Consider the following 25,294-nt stretch of genomic DNA (forward strand, 5'->3'; position numbering starts at 1 on the left):
ACGGCTCGGGGAGTGGTGCTCCTCGGTCCGACGCGACCGGCGGGACGGCGTCGAGGCGAGGTTGAGTTGTTGCGTAGTGCGCGACGCGATGTGCTATGCGCAACAGAGTCGGTCCCGATCCCGGTTCCCGTCAAGAGGCGAAACCGGGGAAATGTGTTGCCAACGCGTTGCGCGGTTCGGACGGCGTCCGTTCGGCAGAGTGGTTACCGTGGGGTCATGGCCAGCGATTGCGACCGGGAACCCCGCGCCGCGAGTTCGGTGCAGTCCGTCGACCGGGCGGTGAGCGTGCTGGAGATCCTGGCCCGGGAGGGCGAGGTCGGGGTCACCGAGATAGCCGCTGAGCTGGGCGTACACAAGTCCACCGCGTTCCGGCTGCTCGGCGTGCTGGAGGATCGCGGACTGGTCGCGCAGACCGAGGACCGCGGCAAGTACCACCTGGGCCTTGGCATCATCCGGCTGGCCGGGGCCACCGCGGCCCGGCTGGACGTCACCCTGGAAAGCCGCGAGGTGTGCGTCGAGCTGGCCCACGACCTGGGCGAGACGGTCAACGTGGCGATCTCCGACCTGGAGGCCGCGGCCGCGGTCAACATCACCCAGGCCCGCGGCACCGCCGCTGTGAGCAGCCAGAACTGGGTCGGCAGGCGCACCCCGCTGCACGCCACCTCCAGCGGCAAGGTGCTGCTCGCGCACATGCGTCCCGAGGAGGTGCGCCGGGTGCTGGGCCGCCGCCTGGAGGGCTTCACCGACGCGACCATCACCTCCACCCGCAAGCTCCGCGAGGAGCTGGTCGTCGTCGCCCAACGCGGCTTCGCCTCCTGTGTCGAGGAGCTGGAGATCGGGCTCAACGCCCTGGCCGCCCCGATCCGGTCCTACGAGGGCGCGGTGATCGCCGCGATCAGCGTCTCCGGCCCGTCCTATCGACTCACCCCGGACCGACTTCCGAAAGTCGCCGAACAGGTGGTCGCCGCCGGCGCCGAGGTCTCCCGCCGGATGGGCTGGGCCTGAGCCGCATCCTGTTGCTGTTACAGGCTGTTCACCTCACTGGGCATCGCTGCGCCATCAGCGCGATCCGGTCTTGACAAGCGAGCCCGCACGGCCGCACCGTGTTTCGCATCGCACAACCCGATGCGTAATACGCAACTCCATCCACCACCCCGCCACCGGGCGGAGAGGAGTGAGCCGTGCAGCCGAACGTGGTCGTCATCGGGGCCGGGATCGTGGGCTGCGCCCTCGCGGACGAGCTGACCGAACGCGGCTGGACCTCGGTCACCGTGCTCGAACAGGGACCCCTGTTCGCCGCGGGCGGCTCCAGCTCGCACGCCCCCGGCCTGGTGTTCCAGACCAATCCGTCGAAGACGATGACCGCCTTCGCCGCCTACACGGTGCGCAAGTACGACCAGCTGACCTTGGCCGACCGGTGGTGCTTCCGCAAGGTCGGCGGCCTGGAGGTGGCCACCACCCCCGAACGCTGGACCGACCTGCACCGCAAGCAGGGCTGGGCCACCGCCTGGGGCGTGGAGTCCCGCCTGCTGGACACCGAGGAATGCCTGAAACTCTGGCCGATGCTGGACCGGGACCGGGTGCTCGGCGGCTTCCACGTGCCGGAGGACGGTCTGGCCAGCGCCCTGCGCGCGGGTGAGGCCCAGGCCCGCCGGGCGATCGACCGCGGCGCGCGGTTCCTGGCCCACCACCAGGTGCTGGAGATCCTGACCACCGGTGACCGGGTCAGCGGCGTGCGCACCGACCAGGGCGACTTCCCAGCCGACATCGTGGTCTGCGCGGCCGGGTTCTGGGGACCGAAGATCGGCGCACTGGTCGGGCTGACCGTGCCGCTGCTTCCCCTTGCGCACCAATACGTCCGCACCGCGGCCCTGCCCGAACTGGCCGGGACCATCGACCCCGCCGACGAGGCCATCCGGCCGATCCTGCGCCACCAGGACCGCGACCTGTACTTCCGCGAGCACACCGACCACATCGGCATCGGCTCCTACGCACACCGCCCCATGCCGGTCCGCCTGGACGAACTACCCGGCCCCGAAGCCTCCGAGATGCCCTCGATGCTGGCCTTCACCCAGGCCGACTTCGACCCGGCCTGGGCCGACGCCGTCGACCTGCTGCCCGCCCTCGGAGCGTCCACAGTGGACGAAGGCTTCAACGGGGTCTTCTCCTTCACCCCGGACGGCTTCCCACTGCTGGGCGAACACCGCGAGGTCAAGGGATTCTGGACGGCCGAGGCGGTCTGGGTCACCCACTCCGCCGGCGTCGCCCGCGCACTCGCCCAGTGGCTCATCGACGGCAAGTCCGAGCTGGACCTCCATGAGTGCGACCTGCACCGGTTCGAGGAGGTCCAGCTCAGCCCGGACTTCATCGAGGCCCGCGGCGCGCAGAACTTCGTCGAGGTCTACGACGTCCTGCACCCCTTGCAGCCGATGGAACACCCACGCCCGTTGCGCACCAGCCCGTTCTACCCCAGGCAACAGGAACTCGGCGCGTACTTCCTGGAGGCCACGGCCTGGGAACGCCCGCACTGGTACGAGGCCAACGCCCACCTCGCCGAGGGCATCGACCTGCCCGCACGCGATGACTGGGCCGCCCGCTACTGGTCCCCGATCGCCGCCGCCGAGGCCAGGCACACCCGCGAACACGTGGCCATGTACGACATGACCCCGTTGAAACGCCTGGAGGTCACCGGCCCCGGCGCCCTGGAGTTGTTGCAGCGCCTGACCACCAACCAGCTCGACAAGAAACCCGGCGCGGTCACGTACACCCTGCTGCTGGACCACACCGGCGGCGTGCGCAGCGACCTCACCGTGGCCCGGCTCGGCCCGGACCACTTCCAGGTCGGCGCCAACGGAAACCTCGACCTGGACTGGTTGCTGCGGCAGAACACCGACCCCACCGTGCAGATCAAGGACATCACCGGCGGCACCTGCTGCATCGGCCTGTGGGGCCCGCTGGCCCGCGACCTGCTCCAGCCACTGGTCCGGGAGAACCTGGCGCACAAGGCATTCGGCTACTTCCGGGCCAGGAAGATCCACGTCGGGATGATCCCGGTGACCGCGCTGCGACTGTCCTATGTGGGCGAACTCGGCTGGGAGCTGTACACCAGCGCCGAACTCGGCCTGCGCCTCTGGGACGACCTCTGGCAGGCCGGACAGCGACACGGGGTGATCGCCGCCGGGCGCAGCGCCTTCAACAGCTTGCGCCTGGAAAAGGGCTACCGGGCCTGGGGCACCGACATGACCGACGAACACGACCCCTACGAGTCCGGCCTCGCCTTCGCCGTCCGCATGGACAAGGGCGAGTTCCTCGGCCGCGACGCCCTGGCCAAACTCGACCCCGAACAGCCAGCCCGCCGCCTGTCCTGCCTCACCCTGGACGACCGCAGCACCAACGTCCTGGGCAAGGAACCCGTGTTCCACCAAGGCAAGCCGGTCGGCTATGTCACCTCGGCGGCCTACGGGTACACAGTGGACAGTCCGATCGCCTACGCCTGGCTGCCCGCCGAAGCCGCCACCCCCGGCACCGCGGTGCAGATCGAGTACTTCGGCCGCAGGCTCAACGCCACCGTGGCCGCCGAACCGTTGTTCGACCCAGAGATGGCCCGCATCCGCCGGTGACGTGAGGGAGATCAGCCCGATGTACGACGTGATCGTGATCGGCCTCGGCGGCATGGGCAGCGCCGCCGCCTACCACCTGGCCGCGCGCGGCAGCCGGGTGCTCGGCCTGGACCGCTTCGGACCCGCGCACAGCAACGGATCCAGCCACGGCGGGTCCAGGATCATCCGCCAGTCCTACTTCGAGGACCCGGCCTACGTGCCGCTGCTGCTGCGCTCCTACGAACTGTTCGACAAGCTGGCCAACGACTCCGGCCGCGACGTGCTCACGGTCACCGGCGGCGTCATGATCGGCCGACCGGACTGCCTCACCGTCGCCGGCAGCAAACTCTCCGCCGAGACCTGGAACCTGCCGCACGAGATGCTGGACGCGATGGAGATCCGCCGTCGCTTCCCCACCCTCACCCCGGCCGCGGACGAGGTCGCGCTGTACGAGCAGAAAGCCGGTTTCGTCCGCCCGGAAGCCACCGTCGGCGCCCACCTCGACCTGGCCGACAAGGCAGGCGCCGAACTCCACTACCACGAACCCGTCCTGGACTGGACCAGCACCGCCACCGGTGTCCGGGTCCGGACCGCGGCGGGGGAGTACACCGCGGCGAAACTGGTGATCTGCCCCGGCGCCTGGGCCCCGCGACTACTCGCCGACCTTGGCATCCCGTTCGTGATCGAACGCCAGGTCCAGTACTGGTTCAACCCCACCGGCGGCCTCGCCCCCTTCCAGCCCGAGGTGCACCCCATCTACATCTGGGAGGCCGCCGACGGCATCCAGGCCTACGGCTTCCCGGCCAGTGACGGACCCGACGGCGGCGCCAAGGTCGCCTTCTTCCGCGGCGGCCAGACCTGCACCCCGGAGACCATCGACCGCACCGTGCACCCGCACGAGATCGAGGCCATGCGCCGCCAGATGCTGCCACGCATCCCCAGCCTGCCCGGGGAGTTCCAGCGCGCGGCCACCTGCATGTACACCAACACCGCCGACGAGCACTTCGTCATCGCCACCCACCCCGCGCACGAACGGGTCACCGTCGCCTGCGGGTTCTCCGGGCACGGCTTCAAGTTCGTGCCGGTGGTGGGCGAGATCCTGGCCGACCTCGCCCTCACCGGCACGACCGCGCACCCCATCGACCTGTTCCGTCCCGAGCGACTCGCCGAGGTGACCCCGTGACCACCACCGGCCTGCCCCCGAGCCTGCTGGCCACCCTGCCCGGCAGCGCCTACACCGACCAGGCCACCTTCGCCGCCGAACAGGAGAAGCTGTTCGAGACGATGTGGTTCTGCGCCATCCGACTGTCCGATCTGGACGGACCAGGCAGCTTCCGCACCGTCCAGATCGGACGCGAGAGCGTCATCGTCACCCGCAACCGGGCCGGGCAGCCCAGGGCCTTCCTCAACATCTGCCGACATCGAGGAGCCCGGATCTGTACCCAGGAACAGGGTGCGGTGAAACGCAATTTCCAATGCTCTTATCACGCCTGGACCTACGACCTGGACGGCAAGCTCATCGCCGCGCCCAACCTGACCAAGATGCCCGACATCGACCGCGTCGAGTACGGCCTGGTCACCGCACACGTGCGGGAATGGCTGGGCTACGTCTGGGTGTGCCTCGCGCCGGAACCACCGTCCTTTGCGGACACCGTGCAACAGGCGGTCACCGAACGCCTGGGTTCCCTGGCAGCTATCGACTCCTACACCATCGACCAGTTGACGGTGGGCCGTCGCATCGTCTACGACGTGCGCGCGAACTGGAAGCTGATCGTGGAGAACTTCATGGAGTGCTACCACTGCGCCACCATCCACCCCGAACTCACCGAGGTGCTGCCCGAGTTCGCCGACGGCTACGCCGCCCAGTACTACGTGGGCCACGGCGCCGAGTTCGGCGAGGAGATCCAAGGGTTCACCGTGGACGGCAGCCCCGGGTTCGACCCGCTGCCGGGGCTGAGGGAGGATCAGGACCGGCGCTACTACGCGATCACGGTGAAACCCCAGGTCTTCATCAACCTGGTGCCCGACCACATCATCTTCCACCGGATGTTCCCGCTGGCCGCGGACCGCACGGTGGTGGAATGCGACTGGCTCTACACCAACGAGGTGGTGGCCGCCGGGAAGGACGTCTCGCGCTCGGTCGAGTTGTTCCACCGGGTGAACGAGCAGGACTTCGAGGCATGTGAGAGGACCCAGCCCGCGATGTCCTCCCGTGCCTACCGCGGCGGTGGCGTACTCGTGCCAAGCGAACATCACATCGGGGCGTTTCACCAGTGGGTTCAGGCGGCAATCGGGAACTTCCCTCCCATCTCCAGGGCGAGCGAAGCGACGGGGATCGGCGATTCAGCGTGCGCTCAGCGCGAAGATTGAATTAGATAGCGGCCAGACATCTCTAGGAGGTTGTATGGCCGAGCTGTTCATCGGCGGCAGATGGCTGGACTCCCAACAGGGGGGCCGGCGGGAGATCCGGTGCCCCGCGGACGGCTCGGTCGTGGCCACCGTGGCCGAGGCGAGCCGCGCGGACACCGAGCTGGCCATCCAGGCCGCGCGCACCGCCTTCGACACCGGCCCCTGGCCGCGCACCCCGGCGGCCGAACGTGCGCAGCTGCTGCTCCGGGTGGCCGATCTGCTCCAGCGGGACAAGGTCGCGCTGGCCCGCGCCGAGTCCATGGACACCGGAAAGCGGTTGGTCGAGGCCGAGTACGACATCGACGACGTCACCAACACCTTCCGGTACTACGGCTCGGTCGGCGCCGGCGAGGCCGGCCGGGTGGTCGACACCGGCAACCCGGACGCCACCAGCAAGGTCGTCTACGAGCCGGTCGGCGTGTGCGGGCTGATCACCCCGTGGAACTACCCGCTGCTGCAGACCGCGTGGAAGGTGGCCCCGGCACTGGTCGCGGGCAACACCTTCGTGCTCAAGCCCAGCGAGCTGACCCCCAGCACCGCGATCATCCTGATGCGGCTGCTGGTGGAGGCCGGACTGCCGCACGGCGCGGGCAACCTCATCCTCGGTGCCGGTCCCGAGGCTGGTGCGCCGCTGGCCGAGCACCCCGATGTGGACCTGGTGTCCTTCACCGGCGGCCTGTCCACCGGGCAGCGGATCATGGCCACCGCCGCGGGCACGATCAAGAAGGTCGCCCTGGAACTGGGCGGCAAGAACCCGAACATCGTCTTCGCCGACAGCGATTTCGACACCGCCCTGGACTACGCGCTCACCGCGGTGTTCCTGCACTCCGGCCAGGTCTGCTCGGCCGGGGCGCGCCTGATCATCCAGGAACAGTGGCACGACCGGTTCGTGGACGCCCTGGTCGAACGGGCGAACAAGATCCGCCTCGGCGGCCCGTTCGACGAACGCGCCGAGACCGGCCCGCTGATCTCCGCCGCACACCGCGAGAAGGTCGAGGCATATGTGGCCGCCGGGATCGCCGAGGGCGCGGTGCTGCGCTGCGGCGGCAAGCGTCCCGAGGATCCGGCGCTGGCCGACGGCTACTACTACCCACCGACCATTTTGGACGGTTGCACCAGCGGAATGTCGGTGCTGCGGGATGAATCCTTCGGTCCGGTGCTCACGGTGGAGACCTTCACCGACGAGGAGGACGCGATCCGGATCGGCAACGACACCGACTACGGCCTGGCCGGCGCGGTGTGGACCGGCGACGCGGGCCGGGCCGAGCGGGTGGCCGCGCGCCTGCGGCACGGCACCATCTGGATCAACGACTACCACCCGTACCTGCCCCAGGCGGAATGGGGTGGTTTCAAGCGGTCCGGCATCGGCCGCGAACTAGGCCCGAGCGGGCTCAGCGAGTACCGGGAGCCCAAGCACATCTGGCACAACCTTCGGCCGGCGCCACAGAAGTGGTTCTCCGGCGAGTGACCCTGCCCTGGTGAATGACCGGAGGCCCATGCCCGAATCCCCGCTTCCCACCACGCTCGGAGGTTGCCATGACGACCGTCCGCTCGGACGATGCTGAACTGCAGGAGTTCGGCTATCGCCAGGAACTGAAGAGAACACTCGGAAACTTCCACACCTTCGCCGCCGGGATCAGCTACATCTCCATCCTGACCGGCACGTTCCAACTGTTCTACCTGGGATTCGCCCAGGGCGGCCCGGCCTACTGGTGGTCATGGCCGATGGTCTTCGTCGGCCAGCTCATGGTGGCGCTCTGCTTCGCCGAACTGGCCGCGCGCTACCCGATCGCGGGCTCGATCTACAACTGGGCCAAACGGCTCAGCAACCCGCACGTGTCCTGGCTGGCGGGCTGGCTGATGCTGGCCGCCTCCGCCACCACGGTGGCCGCCACCGCGCTGGCCCTGCAGATCACGCTGCCGCAGATCTGGGACGGCTTCCAGCTCGTGCCGGACAACCCGACCAACGCGGTGATCCTGGCCAGCATCCTGATCGTGTTCACCACGGTGATCAACGCCTGCGGGGTCAGGCTGATGGCCCGGATCAACAGCGCGGGCGTGCTGATCGAGCTGATCGCCGCGGTGATCATGGTGATCGTGCTGGCCGCCTTCGCGGTGCGCGGACCCGAGGTGGTGCTGGAGACCCACGGCACCGGTGAGGGCAACTCGCTCGGCTACATGGGCGCCTTCCTGGCCGCCTCGCTGGCCTCGCTGTACGTGATGTACGGCTTCGACACCGCGGCCTCCCTCGGTGAGGAGTCGGTGGACCCGACCCGCAACGCGCCCAAGTCCATCCTGCGCGCGGTGATCGCCTCCTTCCTCATCGGCGGACTGCTGTTGCTGTTCGCGCTGATGGCGGTGCGCGACATCAACGCGCCGGAACTCGGCACGGTCGGGTTGCAGTACATCGTGCTGGACGTGCTCGGCCCGGTGGTCGGCAAGATCTTCCTGGTCACCGTGGCCATCGCGATCGTGGTGTGCGTGCTGGCCGTGCACACCGCGGCGATCCGGATGATGTTCGCCATGGCCAGGGACAACAACCTGCCCGGCGGCCAGAAGCTGGCCAAGGTGAGCGCGCGCTTCCAGACCCCGGTGCTGCCCGCACTGCTCATCGGTGTCTTCGGCATCGCCTTCCTGATGGTCAACATCGGTCAGCCGCAGATCTTCTCGGTGGTCACCAGCATCGCGATCATCCTGATCTACCTGGCCTACCTGCTGGTCACCGTGCCGCTGCTGATCGCCCGGTTGCGCGGGCGCTGGCCACTGGACACAGTGGAGGGTCAGGAACCCCGCTTCGGGCTCGGCAAGTGGGGGCTGCCGATCAACATCGTCGCGGTCCTGTGGGGCGCGGCCATGGTGGTGAACCTGTTGTGGCCACGACAGGCCATCTACAACCCGAGCCCGCCGTTCCACTGGTACCTGCAGTGGGGCGCGGTCCTGTTCGTCGGGGCGGTCACGCTCGTCGGCTTCGCGTACTACTGGTTCGTCCAGCGCCACCGCAGCGGGGTGCTGGCCGACCACGCGCACACGCCGACCGAGGCCGCCGCAGTGCCGGAGGTGCGCTGATGGAGGAGTTCGACTACGTCGTCGCGGGCGGCGGCACGGCCGGTGCGGTGGTCGCCGCCCGGCTCTCGGAGAACCCGGATGCGCGGGTGTGCCTGCTGGAGGCCGGACCGTCCGATGTGGACGATCCGGCGATCCTGCGGCTGGACAAATGGATGTCGCTGCTGGAATCGGGCTATGACTGGGACTACCCGGTCGAACCCCAGTCCACCGGCAACTCCTTCCTCCGGCACGCCCGCGCCAAGGTGCTCGGCGGCTGCTCCTCGCACAACTCCTGCATCGCGTTCTGGGCACCCGCGGAGGACCTGGACGAGTGGGCGGCGCTGGGCTGCACCGGCTGGAGCGCGGCGGAGGTTTTCCCGCTGTACCAACGGCTGGAGACCAACGACGCGCCCGGCGAGCACCACGGCCGCTCCGGCCCGGTCAACATCATGACCGTGCCCGGCGAGGACCCGTGCGGCGCGGCACTGCTGGCAGCCTGTGCCCAGGCCGGGATCCCGACCACGCCGTTCAACAGTGGCCGCACGGTGGTCAACGGCGCCAACTGGTTCCAGATCAACTCCACCAAGGAGGGCGTCCGCGCCTCCTCCTCGGTGTCCTACCTGCACCCGATCATCGGCCAGCGGCCCAACCTGGAGATCCGCACCGGGGTCCGGGTCAAGCGGCTGCTGATCGACGAGCGGAAGCGTTGCACCGGCGTGGAATACCTGGCCGCGGACGGGCAGCACACCCTCCAGGTGCACGCCCGCCGGGAGGTCGTGGTGAGCTGTGGCTCCATCGACACCCCGAAACTGTTGATGCTCTCCGGCATCGGCCCGGCCGAACACCTGCGGCAGCACGGGATCGACGTGCTGGTGGACTCGCCGGGGGTGGGGGAGAACCTGCAGGACCACCCCGAGGGCGTGATCCAGTGGCAGGCCAAGCAGCCGATGACCAAGAAATCCACCCAGTGGTGGGAAATCGGCATTTTCACCACCACCGAGGACGGCCTCGATCGGCCGGACCTGATGTTCCACTACGGTTCGGTGCCCTTCGACATGAACACGCTGCGGCACGGCTACCCGACCACGGAGAACGGCTTCTGCCTGACTCCCAACGTCACCCGCAGCCGCTCGCTGGGCACGGTTCGGTTGCGCAGCAGGGATTTCCGGGACAAGCCCATGGTCGACCCACGCTATTTCAGCCACCCGCACGACGAACGCGTGATGACCCACGGCCTGCGCCTGGCCCGCGAGATCGTCGGCCAGCCCGCCATGTCGGCCTGGGCCGGACCGGAACTGTTCCCTGGCCCGGACAACACCACCGACGAGGAACTGCTCGACTACATCCGCCGCACCCACAACACCGTCTACCACCCCTCCAGCACGGTCCGGATGGGCGCGCCCGGCGACAGCCAGGCGCCGCTCGATCCGCAGTTGCGGGTCAAGGGGATCGACGGGCTGCGGGTGGCGGACGGGTCGGTGATGCCGTTCCTGGTCACCGTCAACCCGTGCATCACCACCATGATGATCGGCGAGAAATGCGCTGACCTGATCAAGGCGGCCTGAGGGGTAAACCGGCGGCGCCCACCGGCGCCGCCGGTTACCCTGCCCTGGTGATCACCGAACGCCCGGACCCGCCCCGCCAGGGCGACGAACGCGAGACCCTGCGCGTCTACCTGGACTTCCACCGCGCCACCCTGGCCATGAAGTGCGCGGATCTGTCCACAGAGGACCTCCGCCGCCAGTCCTCCCCACCCTCGACGCTGTCCTTGCTGGGCCTGGTCCGGCACATGGCCGAGGTCGAACGCACCTGGTTCCGCCGCGTGATCAACGCCGAGGACATCCCGCTGGTCTGGTCGGACAGCTTCGACTTCCAGGCCGCCTACGATGCCTCGGACTGCACCCGGGAAGAGGCGTTCGCGGCCTGGGAGAACGAGATCGAGCACTCCCGCCGCATCGAGTTGGCCGCGGAATCCCTGGAGGTCACCGGCTACCAGCCGCGCTGGGGCGAGCACGTGTCACTGCGGATGATCATGCTGCACCTGATCCACGAGTACGCCCGGCACAACGGCCACGCCGATTTCCTGCGCGAGGCCATCGACGGCGTGACCGGCGCCTAGCGGAACCAGATCCCGCCGTTGACCCGGTGGTACCCCAGCCCCCGGTAGGCCGCGTCGATCAGCGCCTGACCGCGCTCGTTCACACCCAACCCCGGCCCCTGCCGGTTCATCACATACCCGAACGACATCCGCGCACCCGGATCCGCGAACCCGACCGCCCCGCCCATCCCGCAGGCCCCGAACGCCTGCTCGGACCACAGCACGCCCTCCCGGTCCGCGGGCGGCAGATGCCGGTTGTCGCAGGCCTTGCTGAACCCGAGGCTGTACCGGCTGGGCACCAGCGTCACCGCGTCCAGGGACCCGGCCGAACTCACCGCCCCGGCCCGCGCCACCGCGGCCCGGTCCAGCAACCGCAACCCGTCCACACTGCCGCCCACGGCCAGCGGCCGGTACAGCAGGGACAGCCCGCGCGCGTTGGTCAGCCCGCCGGTGCCGCCCAGCACCGCCGCGCGGGCGGCGCGTGAGTCGGCTTCGCCGGGTGCCAGGTAGCCGCCGTTGTTGAGCAGTACCCGGCCGGCGGGGGAGTCGGGGTCGGTGATCGCGGTCAGGTGCATGGTGGGGATCAGCTCGGACAGCTCCGGCTGCGGGACCATCGGCGCGGCCGCCTCGTCCAGATCCGGTGGCAGGGTCAGCCAGAAATCCAGGTCCAGGGGTCCGGCGAGTTCGCGTTCGAAGAACTGGGCCAGGGAACCGCCGGTGATCCGCCGGACGAGTTCGCCGATGAGGAAACCGAAGGTGAAGGCGTGGAAACCGTGCCGGGCGCCCGGGGTCCACAGCGGTTCGGCCGCGGCCAGGTGCTCGGTCATCAGCTCCCAGTCGTAGAAGGCCCCGTGCGGCAACAGCTCCCGCAACCCCGGCAACCCGGCCTGGTGGTCCAGGAGCTGGCCGACGAGCACGGAGTCCTTGCCGCCCTTGCCGAACTCCGGCCAGTACCGGCTCACCGGGGCGAGCAGGTCGAGCTGACCACGCACCGCGAGCAGGTGGGCGCACAGCGCGGTCGCGCCCTGGGTGGCGGTCCAGATGTGGGTGAAGGTGTAGTCGGTCCAGCGCCTGCCCCGCACCGGATCGGCCAGCCCGCCCCACAGGTCGACCACGGTCTCCCCGTCCACGGTCAGGTGCACCGAGGCGCCCACCTCGCCACGTTCGGCCAGATTGCGCTCGAACTCCGCGCGCACCCCGGCGAAACGCGGGGTGCACAGTCCGTGGACCGGCACGGGTGTCCTCCTGGGGTTGGTCCAGGGCTAGAGGCTTACGTCCTGGAAGCGGGAAAAAGGTCCATACGTGTCCGTACCGCGACGCAAACTTTGCCGTTCGGTGTTGCGGCACGCCAGGGAGCCCGAAAGATGACGGTCCGATCTCGTGCCGCTTTCCCTATGACCCCAACACAAGCGTCCGGGCCGTTTCCCCGGTAACACTGGTGCCGTGTCCACACCCACGCCGCCGATCACCGAGCACCCCGGCCATTCCCGCCGGCTGCTCGCCCTGGTGGTGGCGTTGTGTGCGCTCACAATCACCGGCTGTGCGACGCTGACCGAGTTGATGGAACTCGGCCAGCGCATCGAGAAGGCCGGTGTGCAGCAGGTCTCCACCCACCAGTCCACCGAGTCCAGCGGGCTGGTCCGGCTGCGCGTGCAGGCACAGCAGCGGGACCCGCGCGCCGACGCGGAACAGACCGCGCAGGGCGTGGCCAAGGTCGTCTGGGACACCTACCCACGCCGGATCGACGAACTGGAGATCACCCTCGACGGCAGGCTGGTCAGCCGCGTCAACCGCGCCGAGCTGATCGACCGCCTCGGCGAGCGCAACCCGGCACTGGAGGAGGACACCGGCGACGGTGGCCTCGGGTACTGGGTGCTGTTCACGCTGATCGCCGTCGCGGTGCTGCTGACCCTCGGGCTGATCGCCCTGCTGTGGTGGTCGCGCCGCCGGCGCGGGCGTCGTGCCGCCGAGGTGTCGCAGATACCACCACCCTACCCACCCGCGGTGGCCTGGCCGCCGTACCAGGGACCGCCACCCCCGTCCGGAAGGGGACGCACCCACTGATGTACGTCTACCTGTTGTGGCACACCAGTCATCTCGGTGGCCGGGACGAGAAGCTGCTGGGCGTCTACGCGACCCGCACCGAGGCCGAGGCCAGGGTGGAGCGCTCGCGCGCGCTACCCGGTTTCCGGGAGGAGCCCAGCGGCTTCCACATCGCGGAGTACCGGGTCAACTCGGACCAGTGGGCGGAGGGCTTCCTCACGGTCTGACCCGCCGCGGCGGCCCAGCGCGGCGCCGAGGTCTGCCCGGCTGGGCAGCCTGATCCAGCGCGAGAGTCTGGCCTCGGCCCGGCTGCCTGCCTCGGCGCCGCAGCCTGACTCGACGCGAGGGGCCGGCTCGGCGCGGGAGACTGCGCCGGTGCGCGTTGACCTCGGACCGTCACTGGCGGTCGTGCTCCTGCTGCTGACCGTGGCCGCCGCCGCGGTGGTCCGCCTCGGCGGCCTCGGCCCGGCGCGCCCGGTGCTCACCGCCGCGGCCCGCGCCGTCCTGCAACTCACCCTGATCTCGCTGGTGCTGCTGGCAGTGCTGCGCTCGGCGGGCTGGACCGCGCTGTTCATCACCGTGATGTGCGCGGTCGCGGTGCTCACCGCCGCCCGCAGGCTCGGCGGCCTCCGGCACAGCGGCTGGCTCACCCTGGCCATCGCGGGCGGCGCGCTGCCCGTGCTGCTCCTGCTCGTGTTCAGCGGAATCGTGCCACCGCAACCGATCGCGGTGCTGCCCACCGCGGGCATCCTCATCGGCGGCGCCATGACCGCCACCAGCCAGGCCGGTCGCCGCGGCCTGCACGAGTGGCACACCCGCCACGGCGAGTACGAGGCCGCCCTCGCCCTGGGCCTGCCACCGCGGGAGGCGGTCCTCGAACTGTGCCGCCCCACCGCCGGCCAGGCCCTGCTGCCCGCCCTGGACCAGACCCGCACGGTCGGCCTGGTGACCCTGCCCGGCGCGTTCGTCGGCATGCTGCTCGGCGGCGCGACGCCGCTGGAAGCCGGTGCCACCCAACTGGTTGTGCTCATCGGACTACTGGCCGTGGAAGCGGTCGCGGTGCTGGTCACGGTCGAACTGATCGCCCGGGGCCGCCTCGGCACACCCCGAGGCGAAGGTTAGGCTTCCCTAAGCACGTTACTGGGAGGAAGCACATGTCAAAGAGAACAACTTTGCCCGCCGTGGCCCTCGCCCTGGCTGCCACATTGGTGGCCGGCGCCTGCGGATCGGCGGGTACGAACTCCCCGGCGGAGCAGGGCGGGGGAGACGGCGTCTTCCCGGTGAAGATCGAGCACAAGTACGGCACCACCGAGATCACCAAGCGCCCCCAGCGCGTGGTGACCCTGGGCCTGTCCGACCACGAGACCGCGCTCGCGCTGGACGTCAAGCCGGTCGGCGTCGTGGACTGGTTCAAGGAACGCCCCTTCGGTGTTTTCCCGTGGCAGAAGGAGAAGTGGGCCGGCACCGAGCCCACCATCGTCGGCGAGCGCGACGACATCAACATGGAGAAGGTCGCCTCGCTGCGCCCCGACCTGGTGATCGCGGGCTACTCGGGGATCAAGAAGGAGCAGTACGAGACCCTGACCAAGCTCAACATCCCCGTGGTGGCCCAGTCGGCCAAGCACCCCGACTACGCCACCCCGTGGGAGGAGATGGCCCGCACCATCGGCAAGGCCCTTGGCAAGGACAAGGAACTCGACGCCAAGATCACCGCCCTGAAGGACCGCTTCGCCAAGATCCGCGCCGACCACCCCGAGTGGTCAAAGCAAACGGCCCTGGTAGCCGACGCCTTCCAGCCCGGCATCTACGCCGCCTTCGCCGCCCACGACCCCAAACTCGCCTTCCTCCTGGACCTGGGCTTCCAAACCCCAGACCGCCTGCGCCAGGCCCCGAAGGAGCAGAACATCATCGAGGTCGGCTCCGAAGGCCTGCCCGACCTGTTCGAGGTCGACCGCCTGGTCTGGCTCACCGAAGACACCAACGCCGAGACCAAGGTCAAGGCCGACCCGGTCTACCAGCGCCTGAAGGTCTTCAAGGAAAAGCGCGACATGTTCGTCCCGTACAACGAACCCCCCATCGGCGCCGCCATCTCCTTCAACACCGTCCTGAGCATGCCGTACGCCCTGGAACACCTGGTGCCCCTGCTCGCGAAGAAGTGAGCGACGCGAGGAGGTAGCCACCGGGGATCCGGCCGCCGGCCAGCGCGCTCGTCGCGGCTTGGCGGCCGGATCCCCGCTCCGTCAGCCCCGCTCCGTCAGCCCCGCTCCGCCAGCCCCGCTCCGTCAGCCCCGCTCCGCCAGCCCCGCTCCGCCAGCCCCGCTCCGCCAGCCCCGCTCCGCCAGCCCCGCCCAGCCCAGCCGCGCCGCGCCGGCGTCGTCCGGTCCCGTCCCGTCATCCCAGCCCGCGTGCCGCAACCCAGTCCGCGCGCCGCGCCGGGCCGCTCCGACCTCGACGCTGCGCGCTGCTCCGATCTTGGCGCTGCTCGCCTGCCCGGCCCGCGGCCCGGCCACTACCTCGATCGCGATCTTTCCCCGGCGGGTGCGGGTGGGGCGGCGATCCGCGGTCCGCGAGTCACGCCTGCCTCCGGCTCGCGTCGTGGCCGACGCGCCACTCCACACCCGGCTCCGGCCGCGCGCCATGCTCGCTGTCGCTCCGGCCGCGTGCGGTTCCTGCCGTGGTGGCGACCGGTCGCCGTCTTTCCCGCCGTCGCTCGGGCCAGCCGCCGCTTCCTGCTCGCGCCGGTCGGCGCCGGAGTCAGCGCGCCGCCGCCCAGTCCCGGGGCACCGATCCGTCGGCCAGCACCACCACCCGGTCCGCTGATGCGCCCGGCATCAAGACGCGTCCGGGGTCAACTGGTGCACCGCCGCCGCACCCGGCGTCAACGGATCCAGCGCCACGGCGACCGGCGTCAACCGATCCAGCGCCGCCATCCTCGCGTCATCCGGCGCACCGTTGCCGTCTCCACCACACCACACCACGACGCGGCCTGGCTCGCCTCACTCCGGCCCACCACTCCGTCCCGCCCCGCGCACCGCTTCTTTCTGCGGAACGAAACGATCAGTGGTCGAAGTTCCGCGAGGCCATTCCGCTCTGCGCGAACCGCCCCAAAACCGCAGCTAGAACACGCCGTCACTCTATAGAAACCACCCTAACCGGCGTTGCCGTCGCGGAACCGCCCCGCCCGTCTGACCAGGCCGCCCACAACTCGGCGTACCGACCACCGGCCCGCAACAACTCCGCGTGCGCCCCGGACTCCACCACCCGGCCACCTGCCAGCACCACCACCCGGTCCGCCGCCGCGGCCTGGGTCAACCGGTGTGCCACCACCAATGCCGTTCGTCCGGCCAGCGCCGCCATCGCCGCCTGCTCCAGCACCCGGGCGCCCGCGCTGCCCGCTTCGGCGGTGGCCTCGTCCAGGATGACCACGGGTGGGTCCGCCAGTACCAGCCGGGCCAGTGCCAGCTGCTGGGCCTGGGCGACGGTCAGGCGATGGCCGCCTTCACCGACCACAGTGGACAGTCCGTCCGGTAGTCCATCGGCCCACGCCAGTGCTCCCACCCGGTCCAGCGCCGAGCGCAGTTCCGCCTCGGATGCCTCGGGTCGTGCCAGGCGCAGGTCCGCGGCCAGGGAGCCGGCGAACACGTGCACTTCCTGCGTCACCAGGGCCACTGTCCGCCGTAGTGCCAGTTCGGCCAACGGCAAGCCACCCACCGTCACCGTGCCGCCGGTCGGCTCGCGCACCCCTGCGATCAACTTGGCCAGGGTGGTCTTGCCCGCTCCGCTCTCGCCGACCAGCGCCACCCGCTCGCCCGGCGCCAGTTCCAGGTCGACCCCGTGCAGCACCTCGTGTCCCTGGACGTAGCCGAAGGTCACGCCGGTGACCTTGACGGTGGTGTCCAGCGGGACCACCGCGCCCGCGGGCTCGACCACCGCGGGCCGGTCGGCCACGCCCACCAGCCGGGCCAGGCTCGCCGCCGCAGACTGGGCGTCATCGGCCAGGGCCAGTGCCGCGCCGACCGGGTTGAACAGGTTGTGCGCGTACAGCGCGGCCGCCGTCGCGGTGCCCAGCGACACCGATCCCTGTGCCACCAACACAAAACCGGCCACCAGCACCGCGCCCAGTCCGATCAGCTCAGCGGTGTTGACCCGGCCGTAGAACTGCGTGACCAGCCGGATCCCGCGCAACGCCAGGGACACCGCGGACGTCGACCGCTCCCGCACCCGGCCGAGTTGCTGGTCACCCATCCCCAGCGCCCTTACCGTCGAAGCGCCACCGATGGTGTCCAGCAGTTGCTGCTGCTGGGCACCCACCGCCACCCGGTGGTCGGCGTACACCCGCAACGCCCGCCCGCCGTACCAGCGCACGGCCTGCACCTGCACCGGCAACGCGAGCAGGGCGGCGAGCAGGAATCGCCAGTCCAGCACCGCGAATCCGGCCAAGGTCAGTACGATCGCCAGCCCCGATCGGGCCAGCACCGGCACCGCGTTGCGCACCGCGTCGGCCACCACGGCAACGTCCCGGGTGACTCGCGCGGTCAGGTCACCCGACCCGGCCCGCTCCACCTCGCCCAGCGGCAACTCCAGTGCCCGTGCGACAAACCTCTCCCGCAGCCGGGCCAGCATGCCCTCGCCCAGCCGTGCCACCATGGCCACGCCGCCCGCGGTGGCCACACCCTGGACCAGGGCGACAACCACCAGCCAGCCCACCGACCAGGCGATGGCGTCGGCCGCGTCCCGCCCCGCCACCAGGTCGACGATCCGGCCCAGTAACCAGGGCGTCACCAACCCGACCGCGGTGCCCAGCAACAACACCAGGAATCCGCCGAGGGCCAATCCCCGGTGCAGCCGCAGTAAAGCCCACACCGCGGCCCAGGTCCGCCGCCCATCCGCGACCGGCAGCAGTTCCCTCATCCCAGCACCGCCGCCCGGTAGTCGGCGTTGCCCGCCGCCAGCTCCACATGCCGCCCCTGCGCCACAACCCGCCCCCGCGTCACCAGCAACACCCGATCGGCCACGGCCAGCAACGCCGGACTGGACGCCACCACCACCGTGGTACGTCCACGCCGGACCTCCCGGATCCCGGCCGCCAGCCGAGCCTCGGTCACCGCGTCCACCGCGGTGGTCGGCTCGTCCAGCACCAGCACCACGGGATCCGCCGCCAGCGCACGCGCCAGCGCGACCCGTTGCCGCTGCCCGCCGGTGAGCGACCGCCCGCGCTCACTCACCGCGGTGTCCAGTCCCGCGGGCAGCACCTCGGCCACGCTGTCCACTCCCGCCGCGACCAACACCTTGGTCAGCTCTGGCGGAATCGACCCGCTGTCAACGGGATCCGTTGCCGATGCGCCAGGAACCGCCGTGCCCGGTTTGGTCGCGGCGCGGACATTCTCCAGCACCGTGCCCTCGAACAGCTCCGCGTCGTGCGCCGCCACCAGCACCGCCGACCGCGCCAGTCGAGCATCCACAGTGGACAACGCGACCCCGTCGAGCCACAGCTCACCCGACTCGGGTTCCACCTCACGACCCAGGCAGCGCACCAGCATCGCCGCCTCGGCCGGGTCCACGGCCACCACGCCCAGGAACTCGCCCGCCTCGACGATAGCACTGAAATCCAGTGATCCATTCCGGCTGTCCACAGCCAGCGAACCGGCTGGATTCGCCGGCAACTCGGCCGTCGCGGCGGGCAGCAGCGGGGGAGTGGAGAGCACCGCCGCGATGCGGTCGGCCGAACTCCGGCCCTGCGCGAAGTTCTTGCTCACCCAGGAGAACAACGTCAACGGCCACAACAGGAACTGCGCCAGCCCGACCGCGGTGACCAGTTCGCCGACGGTGATCGTCCCGTTCGCGGCCAGGTTCGCCCCGACCAGGGCGACCACCGCGAGGAAGATCCCGGTGAGCATGGTCATCGAACCGTCCAGCCAGGACTGCGCCCGCGCCGCGCGCACCGCCGCGGCCATCGACTCGCCGCTGATCGTGGCGTACCGCGCGGTCGCGGCCTGTTCGGCGCCGATGCCCTTCAACGCCCGGAGTCCGGCCACCAGGTCCGCCGCGACCCCCGAAGCCAGCGCCGCCCGGTCCTGCTCGGCGTGACTACGTCGTTCCAGGGGACGTCCCAGCGCCCGCGCCGCCCACAGCAACAACGGCGCGGCAACCAGTACCAGCGCACCCAGCACCCAGGACGCCCGCAGCAACGCCACCGCGCCGACCACCAGTGCCACCACCGCCGCCAGTCCGGCGGGCAGGCCCATGTTCAGCGCGCCGACCCGCTGCGCGTCGCCGGTGGCCACACTGGTCAGCTCGCCCGACAACCGGCCGGTCTCCGCGCCACCGCGCGGGTCCAGCACCCGCTCGGTCAACTCGATCCGCAACCGGTGCGCGGCCTGTTCCGCCGCCCGTTCGCCGAGCCGCGCGCTGAACCGGAAGCTCAGCGACAGCAGCACGAAGTCCAGCACCAGCACGCCCAGCCACCACAGCAACGAGCTGAGCGAGCCGGTGGAGACGGCCCGGTCGATCACCACGCCGATCAGCACCGGCACCAGTGCCTCGCCGGTCTGATGGCTGGCCGCCAGTACGGCGGAGGACGCGGTGAGGCCGCGTTGGCCGAGGATCGCGCGGGTCAGGACGGCGCGGCCCGACGTAGTTCCGACGGGCACCCCGTCACCTCCCAGTTAGGTAAGGCTACGGTAACGGAGTACGACTGGGGATGGAGATCAAATGGTCGAGGTGCTCGCCACACGCGGGGGTTCGCCACCGCGCACGGCCCGTGCCCGTGGGATCGCGCTGCGTGCCGGTGGACTGTTGCTCGCGGTCCTCGCGCTCGCGGTGGTGTGCCTGCTCAGTGTGTGGTTCGGGCTGAAGTCGATTCCCTTCGCTGACATCTGGTCGGTGTTGTGGCACAACGACGGCTCCGCCGAAGCGGTCATCGTGCACGAGCTGCGCATCCCGCGCACCCTGCTGGGCCTGCTCGTCGGCGCCGCGCTCGGACTCTCCGGCGCCCTGATGCAGGCGTTGTCCCGCAACGCCCTGGCCGATCCCGGACTGCTCGGGGTGACCATGGGCGCCTCCACCGCGGTGGTGATCGGCATCGCCTTCCTCGGCGTGTCCGGCACCACCGGATCGATCGTGCTCGGCTTCGCCGGTGCCGCTATCGCCTCCCTCGTCGTCTATGTGCTCGGTTCCACCGGCCGGGCCGCGGTCACGCCGGACCGGCTGATCATGGCCGGAGCGGCGATCACCGCGGTGCTGCTCGCCTTCAACACCGCCGTGCTGCTGCTGGACCCGGCCTCGTTCAACCAGTTCCGCTACTGGAACGCGGGCTCGCTGGCCGGCCGCCGGATGGACGTGGTGACCGTGGTCGCCCCGTTCCTGGGCGCGGGCATCCTGCTCGCCCTCGGACTTGCCCGCCCGCTCAACGGACTCGCCCTCGGCGAGGAGACCGGCCGCGCCCTCGGCGTCCACATGGGACGGACCCGCTGGCTCGGCGCGCTCGCCATCACCGTGTTGTGCGGCGCGGCCACCGCGGCGGCCGGACCCATCAGCTTCCTCGGCCTCGCCGTGCCACACCTCGCCCGGCTGCTGGTCGGCGCCGACCAGCGCTGGGTGCTGCCCTTCTCCGCGGTGCTCGCGCCGATGTTGTTGCTGGGCGCGGACATCCTCGGCCGCCTGCTCGTCGCGCCCGCCGAGCTGGCGGTGGGGATCGTGACCGCTTTCCTTGGCGCGCCCGTGTTCCTCGCCCTGTGCCGCCGCCGGAAGCTGGTGCACTCATGACCCGCGTTCAGGAACGTACCACGCCGATCCGCGGCCGGGTGTTGCGTATCCACAGGGGCTGGTTGTCCCTGCGACTGGCCCCGCGCACCCTGCTGATGTGCCTGCTGCTGGCGCTGGCCGCGGCCAGCGCAGGCGTGTTCGGCATGACCACCGGCGACTTCCCGCTCACCCCCGGCGAGGTGGTCAACGCGTTGCTGGGACTGGGCGACGGCCCCACCGAGTTCATCGTGGTGACCCTGCGCCTGCCCAGGGTGGTGGCCGGACTGCTGGTCGGCGCGGCGCTGGCGGTCAGCGGCGCGGTGCTGCAGAGCCTGACCCGAAACCCGTTGGGCAGCCCCGATTTCATGGGCTTCACCACCGGCTCGGCCACCGGCGCCATCCTGGTCATCGTCTGGTTCCAGGGCAGCATGGCCGCGATCTCCCTCGGCGCGCTGATCGGCGGCGGGCTGACCATGGTCGTGGCCTACCTGCTCGCGTTCTCCCGCGGTGTGCAGGGATTCCGGCTCGTGCTGGTCGGCATCGGGCTGAGCAGCCTGCTGCTCTCGGTCAACCTGTACCTGATCACCAGCTCCAGCCTGCACCTCGCGCTGGCCGCGGAGGCCTGGCAGACCGGCACCCTCAACGGCCGCACCTGGAACCACCTGCTGCCGCTGGTGGCGGCCATGGCGGTGCTGCTGCCGATCGCGCTGTACTACGGGCGCAGGTTCTCGGTGCTGGAGATGGGTGATGAGATGGCGGCCACGCTGGGAGTGCGGGTCGAACGCACCCGCCTGGCGCTGCTGGGCATCAGCGTCACCCTGGCCGCGCTGGCCACCGCGGCGGCCGGGCCGATCGCATTCGTGGCACTGGCCGCCCCGCAGCTGGCCCGCCGCCTCACCGCCGCGCCGGGGCCCAACCTGTTCGCCTCGGCGCTGATGGGCTCCGCGCTGCTGTTGGTCAGCGACCTTGCGGTGCAACGGATCTTCGCGCCGGTGCAGCTCCCGGTGGGCATCGTCACCGGCGGGATCGGCGGGCTGTACCTGGTGTGGCTGCTGGTCCACGAGTGGCGCCGGGGCCGGTAGCCGCGCCGATCCAACACCGTGTCCAACAACAGCCAACAGCAACCGGGCAACCGTGGACACGACCGAAACCGCAGGCTGCGCGGCCGCCTCGATCAGGACACGAACGTGTTGCGGGAGCAATCATCCCGGCCGTTCGTGAGTCATGGTCTTCCCAGCGTTTCCGCACGGCCCCAACGATTGCGGATCCCTGACCCAGGTGGCGCCCCGCGCCCGCGCCCCCGTCTCGCGGGGCGCCACCTTGCTCACACCGAACAGGTGACCGAGTGCGGGAAGCGGGCGACCTGGGTAAACACCTCTGGTACCGCCACCTGGTCAGGGTTTGCTGTGATCAAACCCGGGCAAATGCGGCCCACCCCCGGTACCTTCCGTCATCTCCGTGATCACCGGTTGGGCTGGTCGAGCGATGACCACTCCCGAAAGTGTGCAACCACCCTGGAGTGGTTGAGCCCGGCCGATCCGGCCTGGTTGCCTGGCCCCAGGCGAACCCTGCGTCGCCGGTTCCGGTCGTCCCCGCAAGAAGGCACAGGTGCGAGGTTATGCAGCCATTCGAGCTGCCTGAGTTCTACATGCCCTACCCTGCCCGGCTGAACCCCGGCCTGGAGGCGGCGCGCGTCCACAGCAAGGCGTGGGCGTATGAGATGGACATGATCGACGTGCCCCAGCACGGCGTGCCCATCTGGGACGAACACGACCTCGACTCGCACGACTACGCCCTGCTGTGCAGCTACACCCACCCCGACTGCGACACCGAGACGCTCAACCTCATCACCGACTGGTACGTCTGGGTCTTCTACTTCGACGACCACTTCCTGGAGATGTACAAGCGCACGCACGACCTGCAGAACGCGGTCGACTACCTGGACCGGCTGCGGTTGTTCATGCCGATCACCGGGCCGATCACCGAAACGCCGACCAACCCGGTGGAGAAGGGCCTGGAGGACCTCTGGAACCGCACCGTGCCCGCGCATTCGGCGGACTGGCGGCGGCGGTTCGTGGAGAGCACCAAGAACCTGCTCGACGAGTCGATGTGGGAACTGTCCAACATCAACGCCGACCGGGTGTCCAACCCGATCGAGTACATCGAGATGCGCCGCAAGGTCGGCGGCGCGCCCTGGTCGGCCAACCTGATCGAACACGCCGCCGGGGTCGAGGTGCCCGAGGTCATCGCCGCCTCGCGGCCGCTGGAGGTGCTGCGGGACACCTTCTCCGACGCGGTGCACCTGCGCAACGACCTGTTCTCCTACGAGCGCGAGGTGCTCGACGAGGGCGAACTCAGCAACGGCGTGCTGGTATTCGAGCGGTTCCTGGAGATCCCCACTCAGGAGGCGGCCGAGGCGGTCAACGACCTGCTCACCTCGCGGCTGCACCAGTTCGAGCACACCGCGCTGGTGGAGTTGCCGCCGCTGTTCGAGCGGTTCGCGGTCACCCCGCAGCAGCGCCTGGAGGTGCTGGCGTATGTGAAGGGGCTGCAGGACTGGCAGTCCGGCGGGCACGAGTGGCACATGCGGTCGAGCCGGTACATGAACAAGGGCGGCAAGGCATCCCCGTCGGGCATCGGCGGCCCGAACGGCCTTGGCACCTCGGCGGCGATCATCCCGTCCATCGCGCGCACCATGCCGCAACGCCTGCGCAGCTTCGGCAACGTGCCGTTCCGGCAGTGCGGCCCGCTGCCACGCCCGGACTTCTACCTGCCCTTCAGCACCACACTCAGCCCGCACCTTGACCAGGCCAGGGAGAACCTGGTGATCTGGGCCAAGGAGATGGGCATCCTGGACGAGCCGCACCCCGCGTTGGCTGGCCGGACCGTGTGGGACGAGCAGAAGATCCGTGACTACGACCTGCCGCTGTGCGCCGCGGGCATCCACCCCGAGGCCACTCCCGAGGGCCTGGACCTCAGCTCCGGCTGGCTGGCCTGGGGCACCTACGCCGACGACTTCTACCCGGTGTACTTCGGCAGCAGGCGCGACCTGGCCGCCGCCCGGCTGCAGACCGAACGCCTCAAGCTGTTCATGCCGCTGGACCTGGCCCAGACCGCGACCCCGGTCAACGCGGTGGAACGCGGTCTGGCCGACCTGTGGACGCGCACCGCGGGACCGCTGACCTCCGCACACCGCAAGTCCTTCCGCAAGGCCAACGAGGACATGCTGGAGAGCTGGGTGTGGGAACTGGAGAACCAGTTCGCCAACCGCATCCCGGACCCGGTCGACTACGTGGAGATGCGCCGCGCCACCTTCGGCTCGGACATGACCATGGCGCTGTGCCGCCTGCAACTGGGCCAAGCGGTGCCAGCGGAGATCTACCGCTCCAGGCCGGTGCAGGCGCTGGAGAAGTCGGCCCAGGACTACTCCTGCCTGATGAACGACATGTTCTCCTACCAGAAGGAGATCCAGTTCGAGGGCGAGCTGCACAACGCGGTACTGGTCGTGCAGAACTTCCTGGACTGCGACCGCGACCGCGCCGCCCAGGTGGTCAACAAGCTGATGACCGAACGCATGCAACAGTTCGAGCACATCCTCGCCGTCGAGTTCCCGGCCCTGTTCCGCGACCACAAACTCGACCGCAAGGCCCAGCAGGTCCTGCTGGGCTACGCCGAGGAACTCAAACGCTGGATGGCCGGCATCCGCATCTGGCACGAGGACTGCATCCGCTACAACGAGGCAGACCTCCTCCGCCACAACGCCCCGCCAACCCCCGCCACCGCTCCTCGGCCGGGCCTGCCCCCATCGGCCCCGGCCCGACCAGTCCCGACGCCTGCCCCCACCTCGGCACCAGGGACTTCGACCAGTTCCCAGTCGCTCGGTGGCCCCACCGGACTGGGCACCTCCGCGGCCCGTCTGAAGCCCATCACGGAGCCGGTGCACTGATCGAGCGCTCACCGCAACCCCCAACGTCGGTTATGTCCATTCAGGGCGTAGCCGACGTTGTTACATGTGCGGTTTCTGTTGTGCCCCTTGCTATCCGGGCTTCAGCTGCGGGCCAGAATCTGCTGTTCGCTCACAGAGGAATGGCCTGGGGAACCTTTGGTGCTGATCGTTTCGTTCCGCAGAAAGAAGCGGTGCGCGGGGCGGGGCACGACACGGCATGGTGGTCGAGGGTCGGGAGTCGTCAGGCATGGGGCGGGTCGGTCGGGTGGCTCGGCCGTGGGGTGGGTGGCTCGGCTGAGTGAGGGGTCGTTGGCACTGGGGTGAGCGAGGGGCGCAACACGGGGCACGGGCCGGGTGGGGCGGCGGGGTGCTCATCGTCGGCGGGGTGCTGACAGTCGGGTGAGCAGGGGG

At 70.0% G+C, this 25,294-nt stretch carries 19 protein-coding genes; 15 read left to right on the forward strand and 4 right to left on the reverse strand.

Annotation, left to right across the window (positions count from 1 at the left end):
- Window positions 1–216: 216 nt before the first annotated feature.
- The 8 genes from HNR67_RS25240 (at window position 217) to HNR67_RS25275 (ending at window position 11,172) form a co-directional block, all read left to right on the forward strand.
- On the forward strand, window positions 217–1,005 hold the full coding sequence (locus HNR67_RS25240; RefSeq protein ID WP_185004699.1) for an IclR family transcriptional regulator: 789 nt from the start codon (window positions 217–219) through the stop codon (window positions 1,003–1,005).
- A 176-nt stretch (window positions 1,006–1,181) separates the two neighbouring features.
- Window positions 1,182–3,620, forward strand: a complete 2,439-nt coding sequence (locus HNR67_RS25245) for a GcvT family protein (protein ID WP_312988004.1) — start codon at window positions 1,182–1,184, stop codon at window positions 3,618–3,620.
- Between the two features lie 19 nt (window positions 3,621–3,639).
- Entirely contained in the window at window positions 3,640–4,782 is a 1,143-nt protein-coding gene (solA, locus tag HNR67_RS25250) for an N-methyl-L-tryptophan oxidase (RefSeq protein ID WP_221490045.1), read from the forward strand.
- Window positions 4,779–5,969 carry an aromatic ring-hydroxylating oxygenase subunit alpha gene (locus HNR67_RS25255; protein WP_185004700.1) on the forward strand — a complete coding sequence of 397 codons (1,191 nt, stop codon included), beginning with the start codon at window positions 4,779–4,781 and terminating at the stop codon, window positions 5,967–5,969. Before solA ends, HNR67_RS25255 begins: the two co-directional genes overlap by 4 nt.
- 34 nt (window positions 5,970–6,003) lie before the next feature.
- Entirely contained in the window at window positions 6,004–7,476 is a 1,473-nt protein-coding gene (locus HNR67_RS25260; protein WP_185004701.1) for an aldehyde dehydrogenase family protein, read from the forward strand.
- A 68-nt stretch (window positions 7,477–7,544) separates the two neighbouring features.
- Window positions 7,545–9,074, forward strand: coding sequence for an APC family permease (locus HNR67_RS25265; protein ID WP_185004702.1), 1,530 nt, complete (start codon window positions 7,545–7,547; stop codon window positions 9,072–9,074).
- Complete coding sequence (locus HNR67_RS25270) at window positions 9,071–10,618, forward strand: GMC family oxidoreductase (RefSeq protein ID WP_221491006.1); 1,548 nt, start codon at window positions 9,071–9,073, stop codon at window positions 10,616–10,618. The genes HNR67_RS25265 and HNR67_RS25270 overlap by 4 nt, the downstream gene beginning before the upstream one ends.
- 47 nt (window positions 10,619–10,665) lie before the next feature.
- Window positions 10,666–11,172, forward strand: coding sequence for a DinB family protein (locus tag HNR67_RS25275; protein ID WP_185004704.1), 507 nt, complete (start codon window positions 10,666–10,668; stop codon window positions 11,170–11,172).
- Here HNR67_RS25275 and HNR67_RS25280 read toward each other — a convergent pair.
- Window positions 11,169–12,386 (reverse strand): serine hydrolase domain-containing protein, encoded by a 1,218-nt coding sequence (locus tag HNR67_RS25280; RefSeq protein WP_185004705.1) that lies wholly within the window; start codon window positions 12,384–12,386, stop codon window positions 11,169–11,171. The genes HNR67_RS25275 and HNR67_RS25280 overlap by 4 nt on opposite strands.
- 208 nt (window positions 12,387–12,594) lie before the next feature.
- Here HNR67_RS25280 and HNR67_RS25285 point away from each other — a divergent pair, with 208 nt between their 5' ends.
- The 4 genes from HNR67_RS25285 to HNR67_RS25300 all read left to right on the forward strand — a co-directional run bounded on the left by HNR67_RS25285 (window position 12,595) and on the right by HNR67_RS25300 (window position 15,353).
- Window positions 12,595–13,215 (forward strand): hypothetical protein, encoded by a 621-nt coding sequence (locus HNR67_RS25285; protein ID WP_185004706.1) that lies wholly within the window; start codon window positions 12,595–12,597, stop codon window positions 13,213–13,215.
- Entirely contained in the window at window positions 13,215–13,421 is a 207-nt protein-coding gene (locus HNR67_RS25290; RefSeq protein WP_185004707.1) for a DUF7336 domain-containing protein, read from the forward strand. The genes HNR67_RS25285 and HNR67_RS25290 overlap by 1 nt, the downstream gene beginning before the upstream one ends.
- A gap of 148 nt (window positions 13,422–13,569) precedes the next feature.
- Window positions 13,570–14,316, forward strand: a complete 747-nt coding sequence (locus HNR67_RS25295) for an ABC transporter permease (protein ID WP_185004708.1) — start codon at window positions 13,570–13,572, stop codon at window positions 14,314–14,316.
- A 32-nt stretch (window positions 14,317–14,348) separates the two neighbouring features.
- Complete coding sequence (locus HNR67_RS25300) at window positions 14,349–15,353, forward strand: iron-siderophore ABC transporter substrate-binding protein (protein ID WP_246492591.1); 1,005 nt, start codon at window positions 14,349–14,351, stop codon at window positions 15,351–15,353.
- Window positions 15,354–15,476: 123 nt separating this feature from the next.
- Here HNR67_RS25300 and HNR67_RS25305 read toward each other — a convergent pair whose 3' ends face one another.
- The 3 genes from HNR67_RS25305 to HNR67_RS25315 form a co-directional block, all read right to left on the reverse strand.
- Entirely contained in the window at window positions 15,477–15,833 is a 357-nt protein-coding gene (locus HNR67_RS25305) for a hypothetical protein (RefSeq protein ID WP_185004709.1), read from the reverse strand.
- Window positions 15,834–16,323: 490 nt separating this feature from the next.
- Complete coding sequence (locus tag HNR67_RS25310; RefSeq protein ID WP_185004710.1) at window positions 16,324–18,105, reverse strand: ABC transporter ATP-binding protein; 1,782 nt, start codon at window positions 18,103–18,105, stop codon at window positions 16,324–16,326.
- On the reverse strand, window positions 18,102–19,844 hold the full coding sequence (locus tag HNR67_RS25315) for an ABC transporter transmembrane domain-containing protein (protein ID WP_185004711.1): 1,743 nt from the start codon (window positions 19,842–19,844) through the stop codon (window positions 18,102–18,104). The genes HNR67_RS25310 and HNR67_RS25315 overlap by 4 nt, the downstream gene beginning before the upstream one ends.
- 61 nt (window positions 19,845–19,905) lie before the next feature.
- Here HNR67_RS25315 and HNR67_RS25320 point away from each other — a divergent pair, with 61 nt between their 5' ends.
- From HNR67_RS25320 to HNR67_RS25330, 3 genes are all read left to right on the forward strand, one after another.
- The gene (locus HNR67_RS25320) at window positions 19,906–20,958 is read left to right on the forward strand and encodes a FecCD family ABC transporter permease (protein WP_185004712.1); all 1,053 of its coding nucleotides are present in this window, start codon (window positions 19,906–19,908) and stop codon (window positions 20,956–20,958) included.
- On the forward strand, window positions 20,955–22,019 hold the full coding sequence (locus tag HNR67_RS25325) for a FecCD family ABC transporter permease (protein ID WP_185004713.1): 1,065 nt from the start codon (window positions 20,955–20,957) through the stop codon (window positions 22,017–22,019). Before HNR67_RS25320 ends, HNR67_RS25325 begins: the two co-directional genes overlap by 4 nt.
- A 536-nt stretch (window positions 22,020–22,555) precedes the next feature.
- Window positions 22,556–24,883, forward strand: a complete 2,328-nt coding sequence (locus HNR67_RS25330; RefSeq protein ID WP_185004714.1) for a terpene synthase family protein — start codon at window positions 22,556–22,558, stop codon at window positions 24,881–24,883.
- Window positions 24,884–25,294 lie beyond the last annotated feature (411 nt).

This window comes from Crossiella cryophila (genome assembly GCF_014204915.1).
Lineage (GTDB): Bacteria > Actinomycetota > Actinomycetes > Mycobacteriales > Pseudonocardiaceae > Crossiella > Crossiella cryophila.

Coding starts and splice junctions, on each gene's coding strand:
- HNR67_RS25240 (WP_185004699.1), top strand. CDS start 217: ATGGCCAGCGATTGCGACCGGGAACCCCGCGCCGCGAGTTCGGTGCAG.
- solA (WP_221490045.1), top strand. CDS start 3,640: ATGTACGACGTGATCGTGATCGGCCTCGGCGGCATGGGCAGCGCCGCC.
- HNR67_RS25260 (WP_185004701.1), top strand. CDS start 6,004: ATGGCCGAGCTGTTCATCGGCGGCAGATGGCTGGACTCCCAACAGGGG.
- HNR67_RS25265 (WP_185004702.1), top strand. CDS start 7,545: ATGACGACCGTCCGCTCGGACGATGCTGAACTGCAGGAGTTCGGCTAT.
- HNR67_RS25290 (WP_185004707.1), top strand. CDS start 13,215: ATGTACGTCTACCTGTTGTGGCACACCAGTCATCTCGGTGGCCGGGAC.
- HNR67_RS25300 (WP_246492591.1), top strand. CDS start 14,349: ATGTCAAAGAGAACAACTTTGCCCGCCGTGGCCCTCGCCCTGGCTGCC.
- HNR67_RS25305 (WP_185004709.1), bottom strand. CDS start 15,833: ATGGCGCGCGGCCGGAGCCGGGTGTGGAGTGGCGCGTCGGCCACGACG.
- HNR67_RS25310 (WP_185004710.1), bottom strand. CDS start 18,105: ATGAGGGAACTGCTGCCGGTCGCGGATGGGCGGCGGACCTGGGCCGCG.
- HNR67_RS25320 (WP_185004712.1), top strand. CDS start 19,906: ATGGTCGAGGTGCTCGCCACACGCGGGGGTTCGCCACCGCGCACGGCC.
- HNR67_RS25325 (WP_185004713.1), top strand. CDS start 20,955: ATGACCCGCGTTCAGGAACGTACCACGCCGATCCGCGGCCGGGTGTTG.
- HNR67_RS25330 (WP_185004714.1), top strand. CDS start 22,556: ATGCAGCCATTCGAGCTGCCTGAGTTCTACATGCCCTACCCTGCCCGG.